Genomic DNA, 25,404 nt, shown 5'->3' on the forward strand with positions numbered 1-25,404 from the left:
GATTCAGCGAACCCCGGCCCTGGCCGGGGTTTTCTGCATTTGGGACCGACAAAACTTAAGGCGTATACTGCGCGATTACCGATAGCGGAGTCCGAGATGGATTGGCACGCCCACGTCACCGTGGCCACCGTGGTGGAAGACGCCGGTCGCTTCCTGCTGGTGGAAGAAGAGAAGCAGGGTCGCCTGGTGCTTAACCAGCCGGCCGGCCACCTGGAGCCGGGCGAGAGCCTGATCGAGGCGGCACGCCGCGAGACCCTGGAAGAAACCGCCTGGCAGGTGGAGATCCAGGGCGTGATCGGCATCGGCCTCTATGTCGCGCCGGGCAATGGCGTCACCTACTACCGCACCGCCTTCCATGCCCGCCCCCTGGCCCACGAGCCCGAGCGCGTCCTGGACGCCGACATCACCCGCGCGGTCTGGCTCACCCTCGACGAGATCCGCGCCGAGCAGGCACGGCTGCGCAGCCCCCTGGTCCTGGACGCCATCGAGAAATACCTGGACGGACACCGCTATCCCCTGTCGATGATCGTAGATATGAGAGGTTTTTGAAGTGAACGGCACCCGCGTCATCGTCGGCATGTCCGGCGGAGTGGATTCCTCGGTCTCGGCCCTCTTGCTCAAGGAGCAGGGCTATCAGGTCGAGGGCCTGTTCATGAAGAACTGGGACGAGGATGACGGCACCGAGTACTGCACCGCCAAGGAAGACCTGGCCGACGCCCAGGCGGTCTGCGACCGCATCGGCATCACGCTGCACACGGCCAACTTCGCCGCCGAGTACTGGGATCACGTCTTCGAGCACTTCCTCGCCGAATACAAGGCCGGTCGCACGCCGAATCCGGACATCCTCTGCAACCGCGAGATCAAGTTCAAGGCCTTCCTCGACTACGCCCTGGCCCTGGGCGCCGACCTGATCGCCACCGGTCACTATGTGCGCCGTCGCGACGTCGACGGCCAGACCCTGCTGCTCAAGGGCCTCGACACCAACAAGGACCAGAGCTACTTCCTCCACGCTGTGGGCGGCGAGCAACTGGCGCGCACCCTCTTCCCGGTGGGCGAACTGGAAAAGCCCGAGGTCCGCGCCATCGCCGAGCTGCATGGCCTGGCCACCGCGCGCAAGAAGGACTCCACCGGCATCTGCTTCATCGGCGAACGCCGCTTCAGCGACTTCCTCAAGCAGTACCTGCCGGCCCAGCCGGGTGACATCGAGACCACCACCGGCGAGGTCATCGGCCGCCACCACGGCCTGATGTACCACACCATTGGCCAGCGCCAGGGCCTGGGCATCGGCGGCATGAAGGATGCCGGTGACGATCCCTGGTACGTGCTGAGCAAGGACCTGACCCGCAACGTGCTGATCGTCGGTCAGGGCAACGCCCACCCCTGGCTGTTCGCCGAGGCCCTGACCGTCAGCGAGATGTTCTGGGTCAACGACCTGGACCTCACCCAGCCGCGCCGTCTCACCGCCAAGGTCCGCTATCGCCAGCAGGACCAGCCCTGCCGGATCGAACGCCAGGGCAGCGGCTACCGGGTGGTCTTCGACGAGCCCCAACGCGCCGTGACCCCGGGTCAATCGGTGGTCTTCTATGACGGCGATGTCTGCCTGGGCGGTGGCGTGATCGAACACTATCAACCTGCCTGCGCCGAGGCGCCCGCCGCATGAATCGCACCCAGGAACAACTCATCGCCCTGGGCGGCGTCTTCCAGGCTGCCGTGCTGGTGGACCAGTTGGCGCGCACCGGCCAGGTGCCCGAAGAACCCCTGGCCTGCCTGCTCGGCAGCCTGCTGGTCCGGGATCCGGGCAGCACCCTGGAGGTCTATGGCGGCAGCGTCGCGCCGCTGCGCGAGGGCCTGGGCGCCCTGTCCAGCACCCTGGAGCGCAATCCCAACAGCCTGCAGCGGGAGCCCCTGCGCTATGCCCTGGCGATGACCGCGCTGGAACGCAAGCTTGAGAAGCGCGGCGACCTGCTCGACCTCATCGGCCGGCGCCTCACCCAGATCCAGTCCCAGGTCGAGCACTTCGGTGTGGCCCACGAGAACGTCATCGCCGCCTGCGGTGGTCTCTACGAGGACACCCTGAGCACCTTCAAGCAGCGCATCCAGGTGCACGGCGAGATGCGCTACCTGCAGCAATCCGCCACCGCCTCGCGGGTACGCGCCCTGCTGCTGGCCGGGATTCGCTCGGCGCGCCTCTGGCGCCAGCTCGGCGGCCATCGCTGGCAGCTAGTGCTCAATCGCCGCAAGCTGCTCGACAACCTCTATCCCCTGCGCAACGGCTGATCCCAGGCCGGCGGCGGTACTACAGCCCCGGCCTTTGCGTGTAGAATTCCGCCCCTTTCTCCCCCGCTACCAAGAGAATGCCCATGCAGCTCTCCTCGCTCACCGCCGTATCGCCCATCGACGGCCGTTACGCCGGCAAGACCGCCGCCCTGCGCCCCATCTTCAGCGAATTCGGCCTGATCCGTTTCCGCGCCCAGGTCGAGGTCCGCTGGCTGCAGCGCCTGGCCGCCCACGCGGGCATTCCCGAGGTCGCACCCTTCTCCGCCGAGGCCAATGCCCTGCTGGACAAGCTGGCCACCGCGTTCAGCGTCGAGCAGGCGCAGCGGGTCAAGGACATCGAGCGCACCACCAACCACGACGTCAAGGCCATCGAGTACCTGCTCAAGGAAGAGGTCGCCAACCTGCCGGAACTGGCTGCGGTGAGCGAATTCATCCACTTCGCCTGCACCTCCGAGGACATCAACAACCTGTCCCACGCCCTGATGCTGCGCGAAGGCCGTGACCAGGTGCTGCTGCCGCTGATGCGCCAGATCGCCGGCGAGATCCGCGTGCTGGCCCATCGCTTCGCCGACGTGCCCATGCTGTCGCGGACCCACGGCCAGCCCGCCTCCCCTACCAGCCTGGGCAAGGAACTGGCCAACGTGGTCTATCGCCTGGAACGCCAGATCGAGCAGATCGCCGCCATCCGCCCGCTGGGCAAGATCAACGGCGCCGTGGGCAACTACAACGCCCACCTGTCCGCCTACCCCGACGTCGACTGGGAAGCCAATGCGCGTACCTTCATCGAAGACGACCTCGGCCTGACCCTGAATCCCTACACCACCCAGATCGAGCCGCACGACTACATCGCCGAGCTGTTCGATGCCATCGCCCGCTTCAACACCATCCTGATCGATTTCGACCGGGACATCTGGGGCTACATCTCCCTCGGCTACTTCAAGCAGAAGACCGTGGCCGGCGAGATCGGCTCCTCGACCATGCCGCACAAGGTCAACCCCATCGACTTCGAGAACTCCGAAGGCAACCTGGGTATCGCCAACGCCATCCTCCAGCACCTGGCCAGCAAGCTGCCGATCTCCCGCTGGCAGCGCGACCTGACCGACTCCACGGTGCTGCGCAACCTGGGCACCGGCCTGGCCCACGGCGTGATTGCCTACGAAGCCACCCTCAAGGGCATCGGCAAGCTGGAACTCAACGCCGCGCGGATCGCCGAAGACCTGGACGCCTGCTGGGAAGTCCTGGCCGAGCCGGTGCAGACCGTGATGCGCCGCTATGGCGTGGCCAACCCCTACGAGAAGCTCAAGGAATTGACCCGCGGCAAGGGCATCAGCGCCAGCGCCTTGCAGGACTTCATCGACGGCCTGGAAATTCCCGAGGCCGCCAAGGCCGAGCTGCGCCAGCTGACTCCGGCCGGCTATATCGGCAACGCTGCCGAACAGGCCCGTCGGGTCTGAAGATCATCCTTTTCCTACGCCCGGCCTCGCCGGGCGTTTTTCATTGCGCGAGGTGTGCATGAACCCGGATCAACCCCTGCAACTGCTCGGCGGCCTGACCGCCCGTGAATTCCTGCGCGACTACTGGCAGCGCAAACCCCTGCTGATCCGCCAGGCCCTCCCGGACTTCCAGAATCCCCTGGAGCCCGACGAACTGGCCGGCCTGTCGCTGGAAGAGGAAATCGAATCCCGCCTGATCATCGGCCAGGACCGTACCTGGGAACTGCGCCGCGGCCCCCTGCCGGAAGACACCTTCGCCAGCCTGCCCGAGCGGGACTGGACCCTGCTGGTGCAATCGGTCGACCAGTTCGTGCCCGAGGTGGCCGAGGTGCTGGAGTCCTTCCGCTTCCTGCCCAACTGGCGCGTCGACGACATCATGGTCAGCTATGCCGCCCCCGGTGGCGGTGTCGGCCCCCACTACGATCACTATGACGTCTTCCTGCTGCAGGGCCATGGTCGCCGCCGCTGGCGCATCGGCCAGCAATGCACCGCCGACAGCCCGCTGATCGACGGCCTGGAGTTGAAGATCCTCGCCGACTTCCAGCAGACCGACGAATGGGTCCTGGAACCGGGTGACATGCTCTACCTGCCGCCGGGTCTGGCCCACGACGGCATCGCCGAAGACGAGTGCATGACCTACTCCATCGGCTTCCGCGCCCCCAGTGCCAGCGAGGTGCTCACCCACTTCACCGACTTCCTCGCCCAGTTCATCCCCGAGGACGAGCGCTACAGCGACGCCGGCTGCGCCCCGGCTAGCGAGCATCCGGCCGAGATCCCGCCCGAGGCCATCGAGCGCCTGCGCGGCCTGATGAAACGCCACCTGAGCGACGATCGCCTGCTGTTGGCCTGGTTCGGCCAGCACATGACCGAGCCGCGCTATCCGGAGCGGGTCGCCGGCGAAAACCTCAGCGCCAAGCAGCTGCGCAAGGAACTCGACGAAGGCGCCCTGCTGATGCGCAATCCCAGTGGCCGCATCGCCTGGAGTCGCCTGGAAGACGAGGTGATGGTCTTCGCCAGCGGCCAGAGCCGCCTGCTGCCCATGCGACTGCAACCGCTGCTCGACCTGCTATGCTCGGCGGAGGTCCTGCACGAGGCCAATCTCGCGCCCTGGCTGCAGGACGAAGATGCCATGCGCCTGATCCGCGAACTGCTCCAGCAGGGCAGCCTGATCTTCGCCGGAGAAGACGACGACGAGTGAGAGGGAGCCGCCGTGGACGAGTCCTTTGCCGATCTGACCCTGGACGCCCTGCCCGAACCTCAGCTCGGCCAGGATCTCGCCCTGCGCCTCGAAGGCCTGGACGCCCTGCGTGAGCACAGCGTCCGCCTCATCGCTCAAGCCAGCCGCCAGCTGTGTATCCAGACGCCTGACCTGGAAGCGCCCCTCTACGACAACCGGGACGTCGAGACGGCGATCAAGCGCCTGCTGCTGGGCCATCCACGGCATCAGGTACGTCTCCTGATCAACGACAGCGCCCTCGCGATGCGCCAGGGCCATCGCCTCATCGCCCTGGCGCAGCGCCTGACCAGCAACCTGCTGATTCGGCGACCACCGGCCGACCAGCAACCGGAAGGCGCCTGCCTGATCGTCGACGACCAGGCCCTGCTGCGCCGCACGGGCAGCGCACCCACCGGCTTCGTCCGTTATGGCGACCGCGCTGCGGTCAAGGTGCAACAACAGGTCTTCGATCGCCTCTGGGCCATCAGCCAACCGGATCAGGAATTGCGGAGGATGCTGCTGTGAAAGGCCTGCTGGCGCTCTTGCTGCTGTTGACGGCCACCGTCTGGGCCGCCCCCCGCACCGAAGTCATTCCCCTGCAATACCGCACCGCCGACGACCTGCTGCCTACCCTGCAAGCCGTCCTCGGCGGCGAAGGCAAGGTCAACGTCTATGGCAATCAGCTGATCGTCAACGCCGAGCCGGCCAAGCTGGCCGAGGTCAAGAATCTGCTGGCCCAGCTGGATACCCAACCGCGGCGCCTGCTCATCACCCTGGCTACCCGCGCCGGCAGTTCGGGCGCCAGTCAGGGCTATTCGGTAAACGGCGATGTGCGCTCGCCCCAGGTGCGCATCATCGAGGACAGCACCGACCAGAAGGAGGATGGCGCCCAGCGCGTCCAGGTCACCGAGGGCTATCCCGCCTTCATCCGCTTCGGCGCAGACGTGCCGGTGACCACCTACCAGACCTCGCCCTATGGCCAGAGCTACGCCCAGACCGATTACCGCCGGCTCGAACGCGGCTTTCAGGTCACCGCCCGTCTGAGCGGCAACCTGGTCCATCTCGACATCAACAGCGTGGATGATCGCGCCGCGGCCATGCGCCCGGGCACGGTGCAGACCCAGAGCGCCGCCACTCGCATCAGCGGCCCGCTGGGGCAATGGCTGGATCTGGGCGGCTTTCGCCAACAGGTCGAGAGCGGCCAGGACGGCCTCACCCGCTACTACTCGACCGAGGGTCGTGACGACCGTCAACTGAGCATTCGCGCCGACCTCATCGACTAGCGAATCGGCGAACGGCAGAACTCTGGCGGCAACTGGCAATCTAGGACACAGGAAGCAAAAGAAACTTATTTGAGAATAATTCTTATATTCATTCTCAAATAAACCTGAAGTTCTGTTTAGTTTGATTCAAAGCAGTCCAATAGAATCTTTTTAAGCCAATAAATTTACAGAATGAATCGATAGAGCATAAAATCTGTCTGTGTTGCGACACCGTGTCGCACTGATAGCGCCTGATACCCAATAATTAAGGATTCAAAGCATGTCTGAGTCGATCAGCCTACTGACCCACAACTGGAGCTTCGCGGTATTTCTCCTGGGCGTGGTCGGTCTGATCGCCTTCATGCTCGGAGTCTCGAGCCTGCTCGGCAGCAAAGCCGTGGGCCGTAGCAAGAACGATCCCTTCGAGTCCGGCATCGTCCCCACCGGGGGTGCTCGTCTCCGTCTCTCTGCCAAGTTCTATCTGGTCGCGATGCTCTTCGTGATCTTCGATGTCGAAGCCCTCTTTCTCTTCGCCTGGTCGGTTTCCATCCGTGAATCGGGATGGGCCGGCTTCGTGGAAGCCTCCATTTTCATAGCAATTCTGTTGGCGGGTCTTGTCTACCTGTGGCGAATCGGAGCGCTCGATTGGGCGCCTGCGAGCCGTCGCGAGCGGCAGGCGAAGTCGAAACAATGAGGCTTTGGCAATGCAATACAATCTCACCCGGATCGATCCCGATGCGGCAGTAGACCGCTATCCGGCCGGCCAGCGGGAAACCGTGGCCGACCCCGTCGAAAGTCAGGTCAACCGCAGCATCTTCATGGGCAAGCTCGAAGATGTCCTGCGGGGCGCGGTCAATTGGGGACGCAAGAACTCCCTTTGGCCGTACAACTTCGGCCTGTCCTGCTGCTATGTGGAAATGACCACCGCCTTCACGGCGCCCCACGACATCGCCCGCTTCGGCGCCGAAGTCATCCGGGCCTCGCCGCGTCAGGCCGACTTCATGGTCATCGCCGGCACCCCCTTCATGAAGATGGCCCCGGTCATCCAGCGCCTGTACGAGCAGATGCTGGAACCCAAGTGGGTGATCTCCATGGGCGCCTGCGCCAACTCCGGCGGTATGTACGACATCTACTCGGTCGTTCAGGGCGTGGACAAGTTCCTGCCCGTCGACGTCTATGTGCCCGGCTGCCCGCCTCGTCCCGAAGCCTTCCTCCAGGGCCTGATGCTCCTGCAGGACTCCATCGGTGAAGAGCGCCGCCCCCTTTCCTGGGTGGTGGGCGACCAGGGCATCTACCGCGCCGAGATGCCTTCGCAGCGCGAGCAGAACCGCGAGCGCCGCATCCAGGTCACCAACCTGCGCAGCCCAGACGAAGTGTAAGTCCCCCTCGGGACCTGCACGCTGACGACGATCGATTAGCGACGGAACATCATGACCGCAGACACCGCTCTGTCCGCCTCTGCGCTCGCCCCTGCCGGCGAAGCGTCGGTGGTTGGCGAACTCCAGGGCCAATTCGGCGCCGACGCCCTGACCCTGCAAGACACCCGTACCGGCATGCCGGTGATCTGGGTGGCACGCGAACGAATCATCGAAGTACTGCGCTTCCTGCGCAACCTGCCACGCCCCTACGTCATGCTCTATGACCTGCATGGCGTGGACGAGCGCCTGCGGACTCACCGCCGTGGCCTGCCCAACGCGGACTTCACCGTTTTCTACCACCTGCTGTCCATCGACCGTAACAGCGATGTGATGCTCAAGGTGGCCCTGTCCGCCAACGACCTGCGCCTGCCCACCGCCACCAGCATCTTCCCCAATGCCAACTGGTACGAGCGGGAAGTGCTGGACATGTACGGCATCCACTTCGACGGTCACCCGCTGCCCAAGCGCATGCTGATGGCCGACAACTGGCAGGGTCATCCGCTACGCAAGGACTATCCGGCGCGTGCCACCGAGTTCGATCCCTATGCGCTGAATGCCGCCAAGCAGGATCTCGAACAGGAAACCCTGAGATTCAAGCCCGAGGAATGGGGCATGAAGGAGCATGCGGAGAATTCCGACTTCATGTTCCTCAACCTGGGTCCGAACCACCCCTCCGCCCACGGTGCCTTCCGCATCATCCTGCAGCTGGACGGCGAAGAAATCGTCGACTGCGTGCCGGAGATCGGCTACCACCACCGCGGCGCCGAGAAGATGGCCGAGCGCCAGTCCTGGCACAGCTACATCCCCTACACCGACCGGATCGACTACCTGGGCGGGGTGATGAACAACCTGCCCTACGTCCTCTCGGTGGAAAAGCTCGCCGGCATCAAGGTGCCGTCGCGGGTCGACTTCATCCGCGTGATGATGGCCGAGTTCTTTCGCATCAACAGCCACCTGCTGTACCTGGGTACCTATATCCAGGACGTCGGCGCCATGACCCCGGTGTTCTTTACCTTCACCGACCGTCAGCGCGCCTACAAGGTGATCGAGGCCATCACCGGCTTCCGCATGCACCCCGCCTGGTTCCGCATCGGCGGCGTCGCCCATGACCTGCCGCGTGGCTGGGACAAGCTGGTCCGCGAATTCCTCGACTGGATGCCCAAGCGTCTGGACGAGTACGAAAAGGCCGCGATGAAGAACAGCATCCTCATCGGCCGGACCAAGAACGTCGCCGTCTACAACACCAAGGAAGCCCTCGAGTGGGGCGTCACCGGTCCCAACCTGCGCGCGACCGGTCTGGACTTCGACCTGCGCAAGGCCCGCCCCTACTCCGGCTACGAGAACTTCGAATTCGAGGTGCCCATTGCCCACAACGGCGACTGCTACGACCGCGGCATGTTGCGCGTCGAGGAGATGCGCCAGAGCCTGCGCATCATCGAGCAGTGCCTGCAGCACATGCCCGAAGGCCCGTACAAGGCGGATCACCCGCTCACTACGCCGCCGCCCAAGGAGCGCACCCTGCAGCACATCGAGACCCTGATCACCCACTTCCTGCAAGTGTCCTGGGGTCCGGTGATGCCGGCGGGCGAAGCCTTCCAGATGATCGAGGCGACCAAGGGCGCCAACAGCTATTACCTGACGAGCGATGGCAGCACCATGAGCTACCGCACCCGCATCCGGACGCCGAGTTTCCCGCATCTGCAGCAGATCCCGGCCGTCATCCGCGGCAGCATGGTGTCCGACCTGATTGCCTACCTGGGCAGTATCGACTTCGTCATGGCCGACGTGGACCGCTGAGCATGAGCACCGAAACCCTGATCCAAACCGACCGCTTCGTCCTGAGCGACACCGAGCGCTCGGCCATCGAACACGAGATGCATCACTACGAGGACCCGCGCGCGGCGTCCATCGAAGCCCTGAAGATCGTCCAGAAGGAACGTGGCTGGGTGCCGGACGGCGCCATCTACGCCATCGGCGAGGTGCTGGGCATTCCCGCCAGCGACGTCGAGGGCGTGGCGACCTTCTACAGCCAGATCTTCCGCGTGCCGGTCGGTCGCCACATCATCCGCGTGTGCGACAGCATGACCTGCTACATCGGCGGCCACGAATCCGTGGTCGGCGAGATCCAGCGTCAGCTGGGCATCGGCCTGGGCCAGACTACCACCGACAGCCGCTTTACCCTGCTGCCGGTCTGCTGCCTGGGCAATTGCGACAAGGCCCCGGCGCTGATGATCGACGACGACACCCACGGCGATGTCCAACCTGCGGGCGTGGCCAAATTGCTGGAGGGATACGCATGAGACTGACCTCCTTCGGGCCTGCCAACAGCATCGCCCGTACTCCCGAGACCCATCCCCTGACCTGGCGCCTGCGTGAAGACGGCGCCCCGGTCTGGCTGGAGGAATACCAGGCGAAGGACGGCTACGCCGCGGCGCGCAAGGCGCTGACCGAGCTGGCGCCGGACGCCATCGTCCAGGAAGTTAAGGACTCCGGCCTCAAGGGCCGCGGCGGTGCGGGCTTCCCCACTGGCGTGAAGTGGGGCCTGATGCCCAAGGACGAATCCCTCGATATCCGCTACCTGCTGTGCAACGCGGACGAGATGGAGCCCAACACCTGGAAGGACCGCCTGCTCATGGAGCAGCTGCCGCACCTGCTGGTGGAAGGCATGCTGATCAGCGCCCGGGCGCTCAAGGCCTACCGTGGCTACATCTTCCTGCGTGGCGAATACGTCGACGCCGCCGCCAACCTGCGGCGGGCGGTGGAAGAAGCCAAGGCCGCCGGTCTGCTCGGCAAGAACATCCTGGGCAGCGGCTTCGACTTCGAGCTGTTCGTCCACACCGGCGCCGGTCGCTACATCTGTGGCGAAGAGACCGCGCTGATCAACTCCCTGGAAGGCCGCCGCGCCAACCCGCGCTCCAAGCCGCCCTTCCCCGCCGCCGTCGGCGTCTGGGGCAAGCCAACCTGCGTCAACAACGTCGAGACCCTGTGCAACGTGCCGGGCATCGTCGCGGGTGGCGTGGACTGGTACAAGAGCCTGGCCCGCGAAGGCAGTGAAGACATGGGCACCAAGCTCATGGGCTTCTCCGGCAAGGTGAAGAATCCGGGCGTCTGGGAACTGCCCTTCGGCATCACCGCCCAGGAGCTGTTCGAGGACTATGCGGGCGGCATGCGCGATGGCTTCAAGCTGAAATGCTGGCAGCCCGGTGGCGCCGGTACCGGCTTCCTGCTGCCCGAGCACCTCTCGGCGCAGATGTACGCCGGCGGCATCGGCAAGGTCGGCACCCGCATGGGCACCGGTCTGGCCCTGGCCGTGGATGACAGCGTCAACATGGTTTCGCTGCTGCGCAACATGGAAGAGTTCTTCGCTCGCGAATCCTGTGGCTGGTGCACCCCCTGCCGCGACGGCCTGCCCTGGAGCGTCAAGCTCCTGCGCAGCCTGGAGAAAGGCGAAGGCCAGCAGGGCGATCTCGATACCCTGCTGCAGCTGGTCAACTTCCTCGGCCCGGGCAAGACCTTCTGTGCCCACGCACCAGGCGCCGTCGAGCCTCTGGGTAGTGCCATCAAGTATTTCCGCGAGGAGTTCGAGGCCGGTGTGCGCAAGGCGCCCAGCGAACCTCGTCCGACTGCTTCCGCGACCGTGATCTGAGGACCGGCCCCTCGGGGCCGCTCCCATCGCTTTCTGGCCGGGCTCGACCCGGCCGGCGCTGCCACTGGCGACCGCCAGGGCGGCGCGAACGTTTTCCCATTAGCCAGACCCGCCCTGCGCGGGTGAGAAGAAAACCCTATGGCCACTATCCATGTAGACGGCAAGACGTACGAGGTCGACGGGGCGGACAACCTCCTCGAAGCCTGCCTGTCCCTGGGGCTCGACATCCCCTATTTCTGCTGGCACCCGGCGCTGGGCAGCGTCGGCGCCTGCCGCCAGTGTGCGGTCAAGCAGTTCGCCGACGAGAATGACACCCGCGGGCGCCTGGTCATGTCCTGCATGACCCCGTCCAGCGACAAGACCTATATCTCCATCGAAGACGCCGAAGCCAAGGAATTCCGCAGCTCCGTCATCGAATGGCTGATGACCAACCATCCCCACGACTGTCCGGTCTGCGAAGAAGGCGGCCACTGCCACCTGCAGGACATGACGGTGATGACCGGCCACAACAAACGTCGTTATCGCTTCACCAAGCGTACCCACCAGAATCAGGACCTCGGCCCGTTCGTCGCTCACGAGATGAACCGCTGCATCGCCTGCTATCGCTGCGTGCGCTACTACAAGGACTACGCCGGCGGTACCGACCTGGGCGTCTACGGTGCCCACGACAACGTCTACTTCGGCCGCGTCGAGGACGGTACCCTGGAGAGCGAATTCTCCGGCAACCTGACCGAGGTCTGCCCCACCGGGGTGTTCACCGACAAGACCCACTCCGAGCGCTACAACCGCAAGTGGGACATGCAGTTCGCCCCGAGCATCTGCCATGGCTGCTCCTCCGGCTGCAACATCAGCCCCGGCGAGCGCTATGGCGAATTGCGCCGCATCGAGAACCGCTTCAACGGCTCGGTGAACCAGTATTTCCTCTGCGACCGTGGCCGCTTCGGCTATGGCTATGTCAATCGCAAGGATCGTCCGCGTCAGGCCCTGCTGAAGGACGGCAGCCTGGAAACCGGCATCGACGCCGCCCTGGATCGCGCTGCCCTGCTGCTGCGCGGCAAGAAGGTGATCGGTATCGGTTCGCCCCGCGCCAGCCTGGAAAGCAACCACGCCCTGCGCGAACTGGTCGGCGCCGAGAATTTCTCCAGCGGCATGAGCGCCCGTGACCTGGCTAACGTGCGCCTGGTGCTGCAGGTCCTCAAGGACAGCCCCCTGCCCGTCCCGACCCTGCGCGCCATGGAGAAGCACGATGCCGTCTTTGTCCTCGGCGAGGATCTGACCCAGACCGCCGCCCGCCTGGCGCTGTCCCTGCGGCAGTCCGTCAAGGGCAAGCCCGAGGCCATGGCCGCGGCGCAGAAGATCCAGCCCTGGCTGAACGCCGCCGTGCAGAACATCGGCCAGAGCGAGCGCAATCCGCTGTTCATCGCCAGCGTGGCCGCCACCCGCCTGGACGACGTCGCCGACGCCCGTCTGCATGGCTCGCCGCTGGAACTGGCCCGTTTCGGCCACGCCGTGGCCCACGCCATCGACGCCAGCGCCCCGGCCGTCGACGGTCTGAGCAGCGAAGTCGCCGAGCAGGCGCGTCTGCTGGCCGAAACCCTGCTGGCCGCCGAACGTCCGCTGGTGGTGTCCGGCACCTCCTTGGGCGAGCCGGCGCTGATCGAAGCCGCCGCCAACCTGGCCAAGGCCCTGGCCGCCAAGGGCAAGGCCGGCTCCCTGAGTCTGGTGGTGCCCGAAGCCAACAGCCTGGGCCTGGCGCTCTACGGCGGCGAGTCCGTCGAAGACGCCTTCGCCGCCCTGGAAAATGGCCAGGCCGATGCCCTGGTAGTGCTGGAGAACGACCTCTATCGCCGTGCCCCGGCCCAGCGGGTGGATCAGGCCCTGGCCCGCGCCCAGGTGCTGGTGGTGCTGGATCATCAGCGTACCGCCACCGCCCAGCGCGCCGACCTGGTGCTGCCGGCGGCGAGCTTCGCCGAAGGCGACGGTACCCTGGTCAGCCAGGAAGGTCGCGCCCAGCGCTTCTTCCAGGTCTACGAACCGAGCTATTACGATCCCTCCAGCCTGGTCCGCGAGGGCTGGCGCTGGCTGCATGCCCTGCGCAACACCCTGGGCAACCGCCCGGTGGACTGGACCCAACTGGACCATGTCACTGACGCCGTGGCCACCGCCGCACCGCAGCTGGACGGCATCCGCGATGCCGCGCCCAACGCCAGCTTCCGGGTGAAGGGCCTCAAGCTCGCTCGTGAACCGCACCGCTACAGTGGCCGTACCTCCATGCGTGCCAACCTCAGCGTGCACGAGCCGCGTGCGCCCCAGGACGCTGACACCGCCTTTGCCTTTTCCATGGAAGGCTATGCCGGCAGCGCCGAGCCGCGTCAGCAGATCCCCTTCGCCTGGTCGCCGGGCTGGAACTCGCCCCAGGCCTGGAACAAGTTCCAGGACGAGGTGGGTGGTCACCTGCGCGCTGGCGATCCGGGCGTACGCCTGATCGAGTCCCAGGGCGATCGCCTGAGCTGGTTCGCCGTGCCGACCGCTGCCGTGCGCGGCGCCGAGTCCGGCTTCCAGGCCGTACCGCTGTACCACCTGTTCGGCAGCGAAGAGACCACTTCCCGCGCCGAGCCGGTGCGTGAGCGCATCCCGGCGGCCTACGTGGCCCTGGCCAAGGCCGATGCCGACCGCCTGGGCGTCAACGAAGGTGCCCTGCTGCGCCTGCAAGTCGCCGGTCAGGAACTGCGCCTGCCACTGCAGATCAAGGCCGAGCTGTCCGCTGGCCTGGTCGGCCTGCCCGCCGGCTTCGAAGGGATTCCGGTGGACTTCGCCGGCCTCACCGTGGAAGGACTGCAGGAGGCCGCGGCATGACCTGGCTCACCCCTACCCTCATCGCCGTGGTGATCGGCGTCCTCAAGGCCATCGTCATCCTCCTGGCGGTGGTCATCTGCGGGGCGCTGCTGAGCTTTGTCGAACGGCGCCTGCTGGGTCTCTGGCAGGACCGTCATGGTCCCAACCGGGTCGGCCCCTTCGGTGCCTTCCAACTCGGCGCCGACATGCTGAAGATGTTCTTTAAGGAGGACTGGACGCCGCCGTTCGCCGACAAGATGATCTTCGCCCTGGCACCGGTGATCGCCATGGGCTCGCTGCTGGTGGCCTTCTCGGTCATCCCGATCACCCCCACCTGGGGCGTGGCGGACCTGAACGTCGGTCTGCTGTTCTTCTTCGCCATGGCCGGCGTCAACGTCTATGCCGTGCTCTTCGCCGGCTGGGCGAGCAACAACAAGTTCTCGCTGCTGGGCGCCATGCGCGCCTCAGCCCAGACGCTCTCCTACGAGGTGTTCATGGGCCTGTCGGTGATGGGCATCGTGGCCGTGACCGGTTCCTTCAACATGAGGGATATCGTCGAGGCGCAGCACCAGGGCTGGTGGTTCATCGTTCCCCAGTTCTTCGGCTTCTGCACCTTCTTCATCGCCGGCATCGCCGTGACCCACCGTCATCCCTTCGATCAGCCGGAAGCCGAGCAGGAGCTCGCCGACGGTTATCACATCGAATACGCGGGCATGAAGTGGGGCATGTTCTTCGTCGGCGAATACATCGGCATCGTGCTGATCTCGGCGCTGCTGGTGACACTGTTCTTCGGCGGCTGGCACGGTCCCTTCCTGGACACCCTACCCTGGCTGTCGTTCTTCTGGTTCGCCCTGAAGACCGCCTTCTTCATCATGATCTTCATCCTGCTGCGCGCGTCCATCCCGCGTCCGCGCTACGACCAGGTAATGGCCTTCAGCTGGAAGTTCTGCCTGCCCCTGACCCTGATCAACCTGCTGGTGACCGGCGCGGTGGTGCTTTACACCGCCACGCCGGCCATCGGCCAGTGAGGTATCCGTCATGATCAAGGAAATCCTGCACGTCCTGCATGGCACCTACACCCAGTTGCGCAGCATCGTGATGGTCTTCGGCCACGCCTTCCGCAAGCGCGACACCCTGCAATACCCCGAGGAGCCGGTGTACCTGCCGCCGCGTTACCGTGGCCGCATCGTGCTCACCCGCGACCCCGACGGCCAGGAGCGCTGCGTGGCGTGCAACCTGTGCGCCGTGGCCTGCCCGGTCGGCTGCATCTCCCTGCAGAAGACCGAAGCCGAAGACGGTCGCTGGTACCCGGAGTTCTTCCGCATCAACTTCTCGCGCTGCATCTTCTGCGGCATGTGCGAGGAGGCCTGCCCCACCACCGCCATCCAGCTGACCCCGGACTTCGAGATGTCCGAGTTCAAGCGCCAGGAGCTGGTGTACGAGAAGCAGGACCTGCTGATCTCGGGTCCGGGCAAGTATCCGGAATACAACTTCTACCGTGTGGCCGGCATGGCCATCGCGGGCAAGCCCAAGGGTGCCGCGCAGAGCGAGGCAGAGCCGATCAACGTGAAGAGCCTGCTGCCCTAAGGAGCTGTCGTGGAATTCGCCTTCTATTTCTCCGCTGGGGTGGCCGTGCTGGCCACCTTCCGGGTGATCACCAACACCAATCCGGTGCATGCGCTGCTGTACCTGATCATCTCGCTGCTGGCCGTGTCCATGGTGTTCTTCGCCCTGGGCGCGCCCTTCGCCGGGGCCCTGGAGATCATCGTCTACGCCGGCGCCATCATGGTGCTGTTCGTCTTCGTGGTGATGATGCTCAACCTCGGGCCGGTTGTCGCCGACCAGGAACGCAAGTGGCTGACCCCCAAGGTCTGGATCGGTCCCTCGATCCTCGCCGGTGCCCTGCTGGTGGAACTGCTGGTGGTGCTGGCACGCACCCCGGGCGGCGCCACCATCGGTCACACCTCGGTAGAGGCCAAGGCCGTGGGTATCAGTCTGTTCGGACCCTATCTGCTGGCGGTCGAACTGGCCTCCATGCTGCTCTTGGGTGCCCTGGTCGCGGCCTACCACCTGGGCCGCAGCGACGTCAAAGACGGGATCGGCGAGTGAGTCGCCAAGGACTGGAGAACAGCCAATGAACGCCATACCTCTGGAACACGGCCTGGCCCTCGCCGGCGCCCTGTTCGCCCTTGGCCTGGTGGGCCTGATGGTCCGCCGCAACATCCTCTTCGTGCTCATGAGTCTGGAAATCATGATGAACGCCGCCGCCCTGGCCTTCGTGGTCGCGGGTAGCCGTTGGGGCGCTCCCGACGGCCAGGTGATGTTCATCCTGGTGCTGAGTCTGGCCGCCGCCGAGGCCAGTATCGGCCTGGCGATCCTGCTGCAGCTCTATCGCCGCTTCCACACCCTCGACGTCGATGCCGCCAGCGAGATGCACGGATGAACCTGCTACCCCTCACCTTCGCCTTTCCCCTGGTCGGCTACTTCCTGCTGGCCTTCTCCCGCGGTCGGCTGTCGGAGAATCTCTCCGCGCTGATCGGCGTGGGTTCGGTAGGCCTGGCGGCGCTGGTCGCCGCCTGGGTCGGCTGGAACTTCCACGTCGCACCGCCCGCTGACGGCCACCTGACCATCGTCCTCTGGCAGTGGATGAACGTGGAGGGCTTCGCGCCCAACATGGCGCTCTACCTGGACGGCCTGTCGCTGACCATGCTCGGCGTGGTCACCGGCGTCGGCTTCCTGATCCACCTGTTCGCCTCCTGGTACATGCGCGGTGAAGAGGGCTATTCGCGCTTCTTCGCCTACACCAACCTGTTCATCTTCAGCATGTTGCTGCTGGTTCTCGGCGACAACCTGCTGCTGCTGTACTTCGGTTGGGAAGGCGTGGGCCTGTGCAGCTACCTGCTGATCGGCTTCTACTATAGCGAGCGCGCCAACGGCAACGCAGCGCTGAAGGCCTTCATCGTCACCCGCGTCGGCGACGTCTTCATGGCCTTCGGTCTGTTCATCCTGTTCATGACCCTGGGCACCTTGGACATCCAGGAGCTGCTGCAGAAGGCCCCTGACGTCTTCGCCAGCGGCGATCCGCTGATCGTACTGGCCACCCTGGCGCTGCTCGGCGGTGCCGTCGGCAAGTCGGCCCAGCTGCCGCTGCAGACCTGGCTGGCGGACGCCATGGCCGGTCCGACCCCGGTCTCGGCGTTGATCCACGCGGCGACCATGGTGACCGCGGGCGTCTACCTGATCGCCCGGACCCACGGCCTGTTCCTGCTGGCGCCGGAGATCCTGCACCTAGTCGGCATCGTCGGTGCCGTGACCCTGGTGCTGGCTGGTTTCGCCGCCCTGGTCCAGACCGACATCAAGCGCATCCTGGCCTATTCGACCATGAGCCAGATCGGCTACATGTTCCTGGCCCTGGGTGTAGGCGCCTGGCAGCCGGCGATCTTCCACCTGATGATCCACGCCTTCTTCAAGGCGCTGCTGTTCCTTGCCTCGGGTTCGGTGATCCTGGCCTGCCACCACGAGCAGAACATCTTCAAGATGGGCGGCCTGTGGAAGAAGATTCCCCTGGCCTACGCCAGCTTCGTGGTGGGCGGTTCGGCCCTGGCGGCACTGCCGCTGGTAACCGCCGGCTTCTACTCCAAGGACGAGATCCTCTGGGAAGCCATGGCCAGCGGTCACACCTACCTGCTCTATGCAGGCCTGGCCGGTGCTTTCCTGACCTCGATCTACACCTTCCGCCTGATCTTCATCACCTTCCATGGCGAGGCGCACACCGAGGCTCATGCCGGCCACGGTATCGCCCACAACCTGCCGCTGGCGGTACTGCTGGTGCTTTCGACCTTCGTCGGCGCGATGATCGTGCCGCCGCTGGCCGGTGTGCTGCCGGAATCCGTCGGCCATGCCGGTGGCGAAGCCAAGCACTCGCTGGAGATCACCTCGGGGGCCATCGCCATCGCCGGCATCCTCCTGGCCGCCCTGCTCTTCCTCGGCAAGCGGTCCTTCGTGAACGGTCTGGCCAAGAGCGCGCCGGGCCGCTTCTTCGGGACCTGGTGGTATCACGCCTGGGGCTTCGACTGGCTGTACGACCTGATCTTCGTCAAGCCGTACCTGCTGCTGACCCGCCTACTGCGTCGCGATCCCTTCGACCAGGCCATCGGCCTGATCCCGATGCTGGCACGCGGTGGCAACCTGGCACTGAGCATCACCGAGAACGGCCGTCTGCGCTGGTACGCGGCTTCCATCGTGGGAGGCGCCGTGCTGTTGCTCGGCGCGCTGCTGCTGGCCTGACCCCCTGACTAAGGATAAGTACACGTCATGCTTCTGCCCTGGCTAATCCTGATCCCCTTCATCGGCGGCCTGCTCTGTTTCCTCACGGAAAAGACCGGCCCGCTGGTGCCCCGCTGGATCGCTCTGTTCACCATGCTGCTGGAGCTGGCGCTCGGCCTCTGGCTGTGGGCCCACGGCGACTACAGCCTGGCGCCGGCCCCTGGTGCCGAAACCGCCTGGACCGCGGAATTCCAGATGGACTGGATTCCGCGCTTCGGCATCAGCCTGCACTTCGGCCTCGACGGCCTGTCGCTGCTGATGATCCTGCTCACCGGCCTGCTCGGTGTGCTGGCGGTGACCTGCTCCTGGCGCGAAGTGCAGCGCCACGTCGGCTTCTTCCACCTCAACCTGCTGTGGATCATCGGCGGCGTGGTGGGGGTGTTCCTGGCGCTGGACCTGTTCCTGTTCTTCTTCTTCTGGGAAATGATGCTGGTGCCGATGTACTTCCTGATCGCGCTGTGGGGCCATAGCTCCGCGGACGGCAAGAAGAGCCGCATCACCGCCGCCACCAAATTCTTCATCTTCACCCAGGCCAGCGGCCTGATCATGCTGGTGGCGATCATCGCCCTGGTACTGGTGAACTACGGTGCGACCGGCGTCCTGACCTTCGACTACGAAGACCTGCTGCAGCTGCAGCTGGACCCCACGCTGGAGTACCTGCTGATGCTGGGCTTCTTCATCGCCTTCGCGGTGAAGCTGCCGGTGGTGCCGCTGCACTCCTGGCTGCCCGATGCCCACGCCCAGGCGCCAACCGCCGGTTCCGTCGACCTCGCCGGTATCCTGCTCAAGACCGCCGCCTACGGCCTGCTGCGCTTCGCCATCCCGCTGTTCCCCAACGCCTCGGCGGAATTCGCGCCGATCGCCATGTGGCTGGGCATCATCGGCATCTTCTACGGCGCCATCCTGTCGTTCGCCCAGACCGACATCAAGCGCCTGGTGGCCTACTCCAGCGTCTCGCACATGGGCTTCGTGCTGATCGGCATCTACTCCGGCAGCCCCCAGGCGCTGCAGGGCGTGGTGGTGCAGATGATCGCCCACGGTCTTTCCGCCGCCGGCCTGTTCATCCTCTGCGGCCAGCTCTACGAGCGCATGCATACCCGTGACATGCGCGAGATGGGCGGTCTCTGGGCACGCCTGCCCTACCTGCCGGCCCTGAGTCTGTTCTTCGCCTCGGCGTCCCTGGGTCTGCCCGGTACCGGTAACTTCGTCGGCGAGTTCCTGATCCTGCTGGGCGCCTTCCCGGTGGTACCGATGATCACCGTCATCGCCACCTTCGGCCTGGTGTTCGCCTCGGTCTATTCGCTGATCATGATCCACCGTGCCTACTTCGGCCCAGCCAAGGCCGAGGGTGCCCTGCCGGGTCTGAATGCACGGGAACTGTCGATGCTGCTGTTGCTTGGCGTGCTGCTGGTGCTGCTCGGCGTCTACCCGCAGCCGGTGCTGGATACCTCGGCCGCGAGCATGGCCGGTGTCCAGCAGTGGCTCGGCGAAGCCTTCTCCTCTCTCGTTTCCGCCCGGTAAGAGCGCCATGACCTTTACCTACGAACACTTCATCGCCCTCCTGCCGATCATCATCACCGGCCTCACCGCCGTGGTGGTGATGCTGGGCATCGCCTGGCGGCGGGATCACACCATCATCCCGACCCTGGGCGTGATCGGTCTCAACCTGGCCCTGCTGTCCTGCATCCCGGCCCTGGGCGTCGGCGCCATCGACGTCACCCCGCTGCTGCGCATCGACGGCTTCAGCTGCTTCTACATGGCGCTGATCCTGATCGCCACCCTGGCCTGCATGACCCTGTCGCACGCCTACATGGAAGGCTATCCGGGCAACCGTGAAGAGCTGTACCTGCTGCTGCTGATCTCCGCCACCGGCGGTCTGGTGCTGGTGGCGGCGCAGAACGTCGCCGGCCTGTTCATCGGCCTGGAACTGCTGTCGGTACCGGTCTACGGCCTGGTGGCCTACAGCTACTTCAATCGCCGTTCCCTGGAAGCCGGCATGAAGTATCTGGTGCTGTCCGCCGCCGGCTCGGCCATCCTGCTGTTCGGCATGGCCCTGCTCTACGCCCAGTCCGGCAGCCTGAACTTCGCTGACATCGGGATGCAGATGGACGCTCCGGCCAGCACCGGCCTGCTGATGGAAATCGGCCTTGGCATGCTGATCGTCGGCCTCGGCTTCAAGCTGTCCCTGGTGCCCTTCCATCTCTGGACTCCGGACGTCTACGAGGGCTCGCCGGCTCCGGTCGGCGCCTTCCTGGCCACCGCCAGCAAGGTCGCCGTCTTCGCCGTGCTGGTACGGGTGTTCCAGACCATGCCCATGGCCACCGAAGACGGCTGGCTGCACGATGCCATCGCCTTCATCGCCATCGCCTCCATGCTGGTGGGCAACCTGCTGGCGCTGATGCAGAGCAACCTCAAGCGGCTGCTGGGTTACTCCTCCATCTCCCACTTCGGTTACCTGCTGGTGGCGGTGGCCTCGGGCGAAGGCCTGTCGATGGAAGCCGTGGCGGTCTACCTGGTGACCTATGTCTTCACCAGCCTGGGCGCCTTCGGCGTGATCACCCTGATGTCCAGCCCGAGCAACGGTCAACGTGACGCCGATGCCCTGTTCGAGTACCGCGGCCTGTTCTGGCGCCGTCCGTACCTGACCGCGGCGCTGACGGTGATGATGCTGTCCCTGGCCGGCATCCCGCTCACCGCCGGCTTCATCGGCAAGTTCTACGTCATCACCGTGGGCGTGGAAGCGGGCATGTGGTGGCAGACCGCGGCCATCGTGCTGGGCAGCGCCATCGGCCTGTTCTACTACCTGCGCGTGATGGTCACCCTGTACCTGACCGAGCAGGGCCTGCAGCGCCACGATGCGCCGATGAACTGGGGTCAGCGCGCCGGTGGCGTGATGCTGATCGCCATTTCCATCGCGACCTTCGTGCTGGGTGTCTATCCGCAGCCGCTGCTGCAACTGGCGCAGCTGACGGTGTTCTGATCCCAGACGCCGCCCACGATCCCCGCTTCGGCGGGGATCGTCGTTTCTGGCCCCGGTGAAACACCCGCCCTTGGCAGGGTCGCACCGTGACCGCTACCCTCGACCCCTACTCTGCCTTCTTCTGCCCTTTTCTGGAGACCGCTTTCTCCCATGCCTGCGTTGAAACCCCTCGCCCTGACCATCGGCCTGCTGCTTGGCAGCCAGGCTTTCGCCGCCCCTGTCTTCGACGTCACCGAACTGGGTGACCCGGCAACCGCCTGTACCGACCTCGACACCTTCGTCAATGCCAAGTGGGTGGCGGCCAACCCCATCCCGCCGGACAAGTCGCGCTGGGGTTCCTTCATGGCCCTGGGGGAAAAATCACTCAACGATCAGCACGCCATCCTGCAACGTGCCGCGCGCTCGGCGGATCGCGCGGAAGCGGGTTCGGTAGAACAGAAGATCGGCTGGCTGTATCGCTCGGGCATGGACGAAGCCGCCATCGAGCGCGCCGGCTATCAGCCGATCCAGGCGCAACTGGCCGCCATCGATGAGCTACGCACCACGGCCGACGTGGTGAAGTACCTGCAACAGAGCTTCGCCCGCGGCGACATGCAGGTGTTCTCCTTCGGTTCCGGCGCCGACTACCAGAATGCCAAGCAGCAGATCGCCTATGCCTACCAGGGCGGCCTGGGCCTGCCCACCCCCGATTACTACACCGAGGCCGACTACGCCAAGCTGCGCCAGGCCTATCTGGGTCACATCGCCCGACTGCTGGTCCTGACCGGGGTACCCAAAGCCCAGGCGGCCGCCCAGGCCGAGCTCGTACTGGCCTTCGAGAGTCGCCTGGCGCGCGCCTCGGTCAAGCCGGTGGAGCTGCGCAATCCGGAGAACCAGTATCATTACCTGAGCTTCGCCGAAGCCAACAAGGTCACGCCGCATTTCGACTGGCAAGCCTTCTTCGCCAGCCAGGGCGTCACTGGCCAGCAGGGCTTTTCGCTGTCCCAGCCCGGCTTCTTCGCCGAATTCGACCGGATGCTGGCCGAGACCCCCATCGAGCAATGGCAGGCCTATCTGCGCGCCCATGTGATCGACGATGCGGCGCCGCTGCTGTCCAAACCCTTCCAGCAGGAGAGCTTCGACTTCAACCAGAAGACCCTGAGCGGCCAGCAGCAACAGAGCGAACGCTGGAAGCGGGTGCTGCGCGCGGTCAACGGTGCCATGGGCGAAGGCCTTGGCCAGCTCTATGTGCAGGAGCACTTCTCGCCCCAGGCCAAGGCCCGCGCCCAGGAGCTGGTGGACAACGTGATGCTGGCGCTCAAGGCGCGCATCGAGCGGCTCGACTGGATGAGCCCCGAGACCAAGCAGAAGGCGCTGGCCAAGTGGGACAGCTTCCTGCCCAAGATCGGCTATCCCAAGCGCTGGCGCGACTGGAGCGGCCTGACCCTCAAGCCCCAGGGCTTCTACGCCAACCTGGAAGCCGCCTCGCGCTTCAACTATCGCCATGACCTGGACAAGATCGGCAAGCCCACCGACCGCCAGGAATGGGGCATGTACCCGCAGACGGTCAATGCCTACTACAGCCCCACCGACAACACCATCAACTTCCCCGCCGCCATCCTGCAGCCGCCGTTCTTCTATCCGGACGGCGACGATGCCATCAACTACGGCGGTATCGGCGCAGTGATCGGTCACGAGGCCAGCCATGGTTTCGACGACCAGGGCAGCAAGTTCGACGGCGCCGGCAACCAGGTGGACTGGTGGACCCCGGCCGATCGCAAGGCCTTCGAGGCCCGCACCGGGAAGCTGGTTGAGCAATTCGACAACTATCGTCCGCTGCCGGACCACCCGGACCTGCACGTCAACGGCAAGCTCACCCTGGGCGAGAACATCGGTGATCTCGGCGGCATCAATGCAGCCTACGACGCCCTGCAACTGGCGCTGGCGAAGAAGCCGGAGGAAGCCAGCCGCACCATCGACGGCTACACCCAGCAGCAGCGCTTCTTCCTCAACTGGGCACGGGTCTGGCGCAGCTCCGTGCGTGAGGAACAGCTACGCCTCTCGCTCAACACCGATCCCCATGCGCCCATGAGATTCCGCGCCATCGGCGCGCCGTCCAACATGCCGTCCTTTGCCCAGGCGTTCAGCTGCAAGGTGGGCGATGCCATGGTCCGACCGGACGAGAAACGCGTGGAAATCTGGTGAGGGGCCGGGGGCGTCCGGTGAACGGGTATCGCTTTTGCATCGGCTGTCGCCCCTCCCTGCCGGCGCCCCTTCCATGCCCCTAGAACTCGCCTTTGCCGAAGCTACCGCGACCGGTCCGCGCAAGGAAAACCAGGACGCCTTGCGTAGCGTCCAGCCCAGTGCGGCCCTGGCGGCGACCAAGGGACATCTGTTCGCCCTGGCCGATGGCGTCAGCGGCTGTCTGGACGGTGGCCTGGCCGCGCGCGCGACCCTCCAGGCCCTGGCCCAGGACTACTACTCCACGCCGGAGACCTGGCCGGTGGCCCAGGCCCTCGAACGGCTGCTGCTGGCGCAGAATCGCTGGCTGCAGGCCGCCGGCAATGGCCAGCCACTGCTGACGACCCTTACCGCCCTGGTGATCCGCGGGCGGCGCTACACCCTGGCCCATGTCGGCGACTGCCGTGCCTATCGCTGGCATGGCGGTCGGCTGACCTGTCTCACCGTCGACCACGTCTGGCAGCAGGCCGGCATGCAGCATGTGCTGACTCGGGCCCTGGGGCTGGAGAACCACCTGGTGGTGGATTTTCGCGAGGGCGAGCTGGACGCCGGCGAAACCCTGCTGCTGGTGAGTGACGGCGTCTGGGCGGCACTGGGCGAAGACAGCATGAGGCATATCCTGGTCGATGGCGTCATGGATCTGGATGCTACGGCCCAGGCTCTGGTCGCCGGCGCCCTGCATGCCGGCGGCCAGGATAACGCCAGCGCCCTGCTGGTGCGGGTCGACCGCCTGCCCGACATCTCCCTGGCCGACACCCTGGCCAATGCCGATACCTGGCCGCCGCTGCCCGCCTTGAAGCCCGGCCAGGCCTTCGAAGGCTGGACGGTGGTGGAGCGTCTGGCCGAATCGCGGCAATCGCTGCTCTATAGGGTCAGGGACGAAGCTGGCCGCCCCTGGCTGCTCAAGACCCTGCCGGCGGCGCTGCAATTCGACACCCTGGCTGGTCATGCCCTGCTCATGGAGGAATGGTTCCTGCGCCGCGTCGCCGGTCGCGCCTTCGTCGAGGTGCATCCGCTGCCCCGGCGCGCCCATCTCTATTTCGTGCAGCGCGAGTATCCCGGGCGCACCCTGGCACAACAGCTGGCCAGCGACGGACCCCTGGCGCTGGCCGACTGGCTGGACGTCGCCTCGCGCCTGTTGCGTGCCCTCGGCCAGCTGCACCGACGCAACATCCTCCATCGTGACATCAAGCCGGACAATCTGCATCGCGGCCAGGACGGTGAGCTGCGCCTGCTGGATTTCGGCCTGGCCTATTGCCCGCAACTGTCCCAGGATCTGCAGGACAGCCCGGGCACCCCCAGCTACCGCGCTCCGGAGTCCTTCGAGGGCGCTGCGCCGAGTCCGGCCCAGGATCTCTATGCCGCTGGCGTGACCCTCTACCAGCTGCTGACCGGCGGCTATCCCTACGGCGAGGTAGAACCCTTCCAGCGCCCACGCTTCGGCGCGCCTGCCAGCGTCCTGCGCCGGCGCCCGGATGCGCCGGCCTGGCTGGAAGACTGGCTGCAACGCGCCGTGGCGGTAGAGCCGGGCGATCGCTTCGAAACCGCCGAAGAAGCCTTGCTGCTATTGGAACAAGGCGAACGCCAACCCCTGGCCCGCCCCCTGCCGCTGCTGCAGCGCGATCCCCTGCGCACCTGGCAGGTCGTGGCGGCCTGTTCGCTGACGCTGAATCTGTTGCTGATACTGCTCTGGCTCTATCGGCACTGATCGCGCGACGAAGTGGAGCAGCT

Annotated in this window: 22 protein-coding genes; all 22 read left to right on the forward strand. The window is 65.5% G+C overall.

The features are described from left to right. Positions 1-96: 96 nt before the first annotated feature. The 22 genes from V6W80_RS13915 (at position 97) to V6W80_RS14020 (ending at position 25,381) form a co-directional block, all read left to right on the forward strand. The gene (locus V6W80_RS13915; protein ID WP_338544563.1) at positions 97-549 is read left to right on the forward strand and encodes an NUDIX hydrolase; all 453 of its coding nucleotides are present in this window, start codon (positions 97-99) and stop codon (positions 547-549) included. A gap of 28 nt (positions 550-577) precedes the next feature. After that, positions 578-1,660 (forward strand): tRNA 2-thiouridine(34) synthase MnmA, encoded by a 1,083-nt coding sequence (gene mnmA, locus V6W80_RS13920; RefSeq protein WP_202401791.1) that lies wholly within the window; start codon positions 578-580, stop codon positions 1,658-1,660. Next, complete coding sequence (gene hflD, locus V6W80_RS13925; protein ID WP_338544564.1) at positions 1,657-2,277, forward strand: high frequency lysogenization protein HflD; 621 nt, start codon at positions 1,657-1,659, stop codon at positions 2,275-2,277. The genes mnmA and hflD overlap by 4 nt, the downstream gene beginning before the upstream one ends. Positions 2,278-2,360: 83 nt before the next feature. After that, complete coding sequence (purB, locus tag V6W80_RS13930; RefSeq protein ID WP_017641462.1) at positions 2,361-3,731, forward strand: adenylosuccinate lyase; 1,371 nt, start codon at positions 2,361-2,363, stop codon at positions 3,729-3,731. Between the two features lie 58 nt (positions 3,732-3,789). Continuing rightward, complete coding sequence (locus tag V6W80_RS13935) at positions 3,790-4,968, forward strand: cupin domain-containing protein (RefSeq protein ID WP_338544565.1); 1,179 nt, start codon at positions 3,790-3,792, stop codon at positions 4,966-4,968. A gap of 12 nt (positions 4,969-4,980) precedes the next feature. Beyond that, positions 4,981-5,511, forward strand: coding sequence for a hypothetical protein (locus V6W80_RS13940; protein WP_093252342.1), 531 nt, complete (start codon positions 4,981-4,983; stop codon positions 5,509-5,511). Continuing rightward, positions 5,508-6,269, forward strand: a complete 762-nt coding sequence (locus V6W80_RS13945; protein ID WP_338544566.1) for a secretin N-terminal domain-containing protein — start codon at positions 5,508-5,510, stop codon at positions 6,267-6,269. Before V6W80_RS13940 ends, V6W80_RS13945 begins: the two co-directional genes overlap by 4 nt. Before the next feature lie 259 nt (positions 6,270-6,528). Continuing rightward, positions 6,529-6,942, forward strand: a complete 414-nt coding sequence (locus V6W80_RS13950) for an NADH-quinone oxidoreductase subunit A (RefSeq protein WP_007158885.1) — start codon at positions 6,529-6,531, stop codon at positions 6,940-6,942. Between the two features lie 10 nt (positions 6,943-6,952). After that, positions 6,953-7,627 carry a NuoB/complex I 20 kDa subunit family protein gene (locus V6W80_RS13955; protein ID WP_007158886.1) on the forward strand — a complete coding sequence of 225 codons (675 nt, stop codon included), beginning with the start codon at positions 6,953-6,955 and terminating at the stop codon, positions 7,625-7,627. Positions 7,628-7,678: 51 nt separating this feature from the next. Further along, positions 7,679-9,463, forward strand: a complete 1,785-nt coding sequence (gene nuoC / locus V6W80_RS13960; RefSeq protein ID WP_338544567.1) for an NADH-quinone oxidoreductase subunit C/D — start codon at positions 7,679-7,681, stop codon at positions 9,461-9,463. 2 nt (positions 9,464-9,465) lie between these two features. Next, the gene (gene nuoE, locus V6W80_RS13965; protein WP_017642310.1) at positions 9,466-9,966 is read left to right on the forward strand and encodes an NADH-quinone oxidoreductase subunit NuoE; all 501 of its coding nucleotides are present in this window, start codon (positions 9,466-9,468) and stop codon (positions 9,964-9,966) included. Further along, positions 9,963-11,312 carry an NADH-quinone oxidoreductase subunit NuoF gene (gene nuoF, locus V6W80_RS13970; RefSeq protein WP_093252346.1) on the forward strand — a complete coding sequence of 450 codons (1,350 nt, stop codon included), beginning with the start codon at positions 9,963-9,965 and terminating at the stop codon, positions 11,310-11,312. The genes nuoE and nuoF overlap by 4 nt, the downstream gene beginning before the upstream one ends. A 138-nt stretch (positions 11,313-11,450) precedes the next feature. Next, on the forward strand, positions 11,451-14,168 hold the full coding sequence (gene nuoG, locus V6W80_RS13975; RefSeq protein WP_338544568.1) for an NADH-quinone oxidoreductase subunit NuoG: 2,718 nt from the start codon (positions 11,451-11,453) through the stop codon (positions 14,166-14,168). Next, positions 14,165-15,175 (forward strand): NADH-quinone oxidoreductase subunit NuoH, encoded by a 1,011-nt coding sequence (gene nuoH / locus V6W80_RS13980; RefSeq protein ID WP_017642307.1) that lies wholly within the window; start codon positions 14,165-14,167, stop codon positions 15,173-15,175. The genes nuoG and nuoH overlap by 4 nt, the downstream gene beginning before the upstream one ends. Before the next feature lie 10 nt (positions 15,176-15,185). Beyond that, positions 15,186-15,734 (forward strand): NADH-quinone oxidoreductase subunit NuoI, encoded by a 549-nt coding sequence (gene nuoI / locus V6W80_RS13985; RefSeq protein WP_017642306.1) that lies wholly within the window; start codon positions 15,186-15,188, stop codon positions 15,732-15,734. Between the two features lie 9 nt (positions 15,735-15,743). Continuing rightward, the gene (gene nuoJ / locus V6W80_RS13990) at positions 15,744-16,256 is read left to right on the forward strand and encodes an NADH-quinone oxidoreductase subunit J (protein ID WP_017642305.1); all 513 of its coding nucleotides are present in this window, start codon (positions 15,744-15,746) and stop codon (positions 16,254-16,256) included. 25 nt (positions 16,257-16,281) lie between these two features. Then, the gene (gene nuoK, locus V6W80_RS13995; RefSeq protein ID WP_007158894.1) at positions 16,282-16,590 is read left to right on the forward strand and encodes an NADH-quinone oxidoreductase subunit NuoK; all 309 of its coding nucleotides are present in this window, start codon (positions 16,282-16,284) and stop codon (positions 16,588-16,590) included. After that, the gene (gene nuoL, locus V6W80_RS14000; protein ID WP_338544569.1) at positions 16,587-18,434 is read left to right on the forward strand and encodes an NADH-quinone oxidoreductase subunit L; all 1,848 of its coding nucleotides are present in this window, start codon (positions 16,587-16,589) and stop codon (positions 18,432-18,434) included. Before nuoK ends, nuoL begins: the two co-directional genes overlap by 4 nt. Positions 18,435-18,461: 27 nt before the next feature. After that, on the forward strand, positions 18,462-19,994 hold the full coding sequence (gene nuoM, locus V6W80_RS14005) for an NADH-quinone oxidoreductase subunit M (protein WP_338544570.1): 1,533 nt from the start codon (positions 18,462-18,464) through the stop codon (positions 19,992-19,994). Between the two features lie 7 nt (positions 19,995-20,001). Next, positions 20,002-21,453 (forward strand): NADH-quinone oxidoreductase subunit NuoN, encoded by a 1,452-nt coding sequence (gene nuoN, locus V6W80_RS14010; RefSeq protein WP_017642302.1) that lies wholly within the window; start codon positions 20,002-20,004, stop codon positions 21,451-21,453. 150 nt (positions 21,454-21,603) lie between these two features. After that, positions 21,604-23,637, forward strand: a complete 2,034-nt coding sequence (locus V6W80_RS14015; RefSeq protein WP_338544571.1) for a M13 family metallopeptidase — start codon at positions 21,604-21,606, stop codon at positions 23,635-23,637. Between the two features lie 73 nt (positions 23,638-23,710). Next, a complete protein-coding gene (locus tag V6W80_RS14020) occupies positions 23,711-25,381 on the forward strand; it encodes a bifunctional protein-serine/threonine kinase/phosphatase (protein WP_338544572.1) in 1,671 nt (556 codons plus the stop codon). The last annotated feature ends 23 nt before the right edge of the window (positions 25,382-25,404 follow it).

This window comes from Pseudomonas benzopyrenica (assembly GCF_036884265.1).
GTDB classification, from domain to species: domain Bacteria; phylum Pseudomonadota; class Gammaproteobacteria; order Pseudomonadales; family Pseudomonadaceae; genus Chryseomonas; species Chryseomonas benzopyrenica.

Coding starts and splice junctions, on each gene's coding strand:
- V6W80_RS13915 (WP_338544563.1), top strand. CDS start 97: ATGGATTGGCACGCCCACGTCACCGTGGCCACCGTGGTGGAAGACGCC.
- mnmA (WP_202401791.1), top strand. CDS start 578: ATGTCCGGCGGAGTGGATTCCTCGGTCTCGGCCCTCTTGCTCAAGGAG.
- hflD (WP_338544564.1), top strand. CDS start 1,657: ATGAATCGCACCCAGGAACAACTCATCGCCCTGGGCGGCGTCTTCCAG.
- purB (WP_017641462.1), top strand. CDS start 2,361: ATGCAGCTCTCCTCGCTCACCGCCGTATCGCCCATCGACGGCCGTTAC.
- V6W80_RS13935 (WP_338544565.1), top strand. CDS start 3,790: ATGAACCCGGATCAACCCCTGCAACTGCTCGGCGGCCTGACCGCCCGT.
- V6W80_RS13950 (WP_007158885.1), top strand. CDS start 6,529: ATGTCTGAGTCGATCAGCCTACTGACCCACAACTGGAGCTTCGCGGTA.
- V6W80_RS13955 (WP_007158886.1), top strand. CDS start 6,953: ATGCAATACAATCTCACCCGGATCGATCCCGATGCGGCAGTAGACCGC.
- nuoC (WP_338544567.1), top strand. CDS start 7,679: ATGACCGCAGACACCGCTCTGTCCGCCTCTGCGCTCGCCCCTGCCGGC.
- nuoE (WP_017642310.1), top strand. CDS start 9,466: ATGAGCACCGAAACCCTGATCCAAACCGACCGCTTCGTCCTGAGCGAC.
- nuoF (WP_093252346.1), top strand. CDS start 9,963: ATGAGACTGACCTCCTTCGGGCCTGCCAACAGCATCGCCCGTACTCCC.
- nuoG (WP_338544568.1), top strand. CDS start 11,451: ATGGCCACTATCCATGTAGACGGCAAGACGTACGAGGTCGACGGGGCG.
- nuoH (WP_017642307.1), top strand. CDS start 14,165: ATGACCTGGCTCACCCCTACCCTCATCGCCGTGGTGATCGGCGTCCTC.
- nuoI (WP_017642306.1), top strand. CDS start 15,186: ATGATCAAGGAAATCCTGCACGTCCTGCATGGCACCTACACCCAGTTG.
- nuoK (WP_007158894.1), top strand. CDS start 16,282: ATGAACGCCATACCTCTGGAACACGGCCTGGCCCTCGCCGGCGCCCTG.
- nuoL (WP_338544569.1), top strand. CDS start 16,587: ATGAACCTGCTACCCCTCACCTTCGCCTTTCCCCTGGTCGGCTACTTC.
- nuoM (WP_338544570.1), top strand. CDS start 18,462: ATGCTTCTGCCCTGGCTAATCCTGATCCCCTTCATCGGCGGCCTGCTC.
- nuoN (WP_017642302.1), top strand. CDS start 20,002: ATGACCTTTACCTACGAACACTTCATCGCCCTCCTGCCGATCATCATC.
- V6W80_RS14015 (WP_338544571.1), top strand. CDS start 21,604: ATGCCTGCGTTGAAACCCCTCGCCCTGACCATCGGCCTGCTGCTTGGC.
- V6W80_RS14020 (WP_338544572.1), top strand. CDS start 23,711: ATGCCCCTAGAACTCGCCTTTGCCGAAGCTACCGCGACCGGTCCGCGC.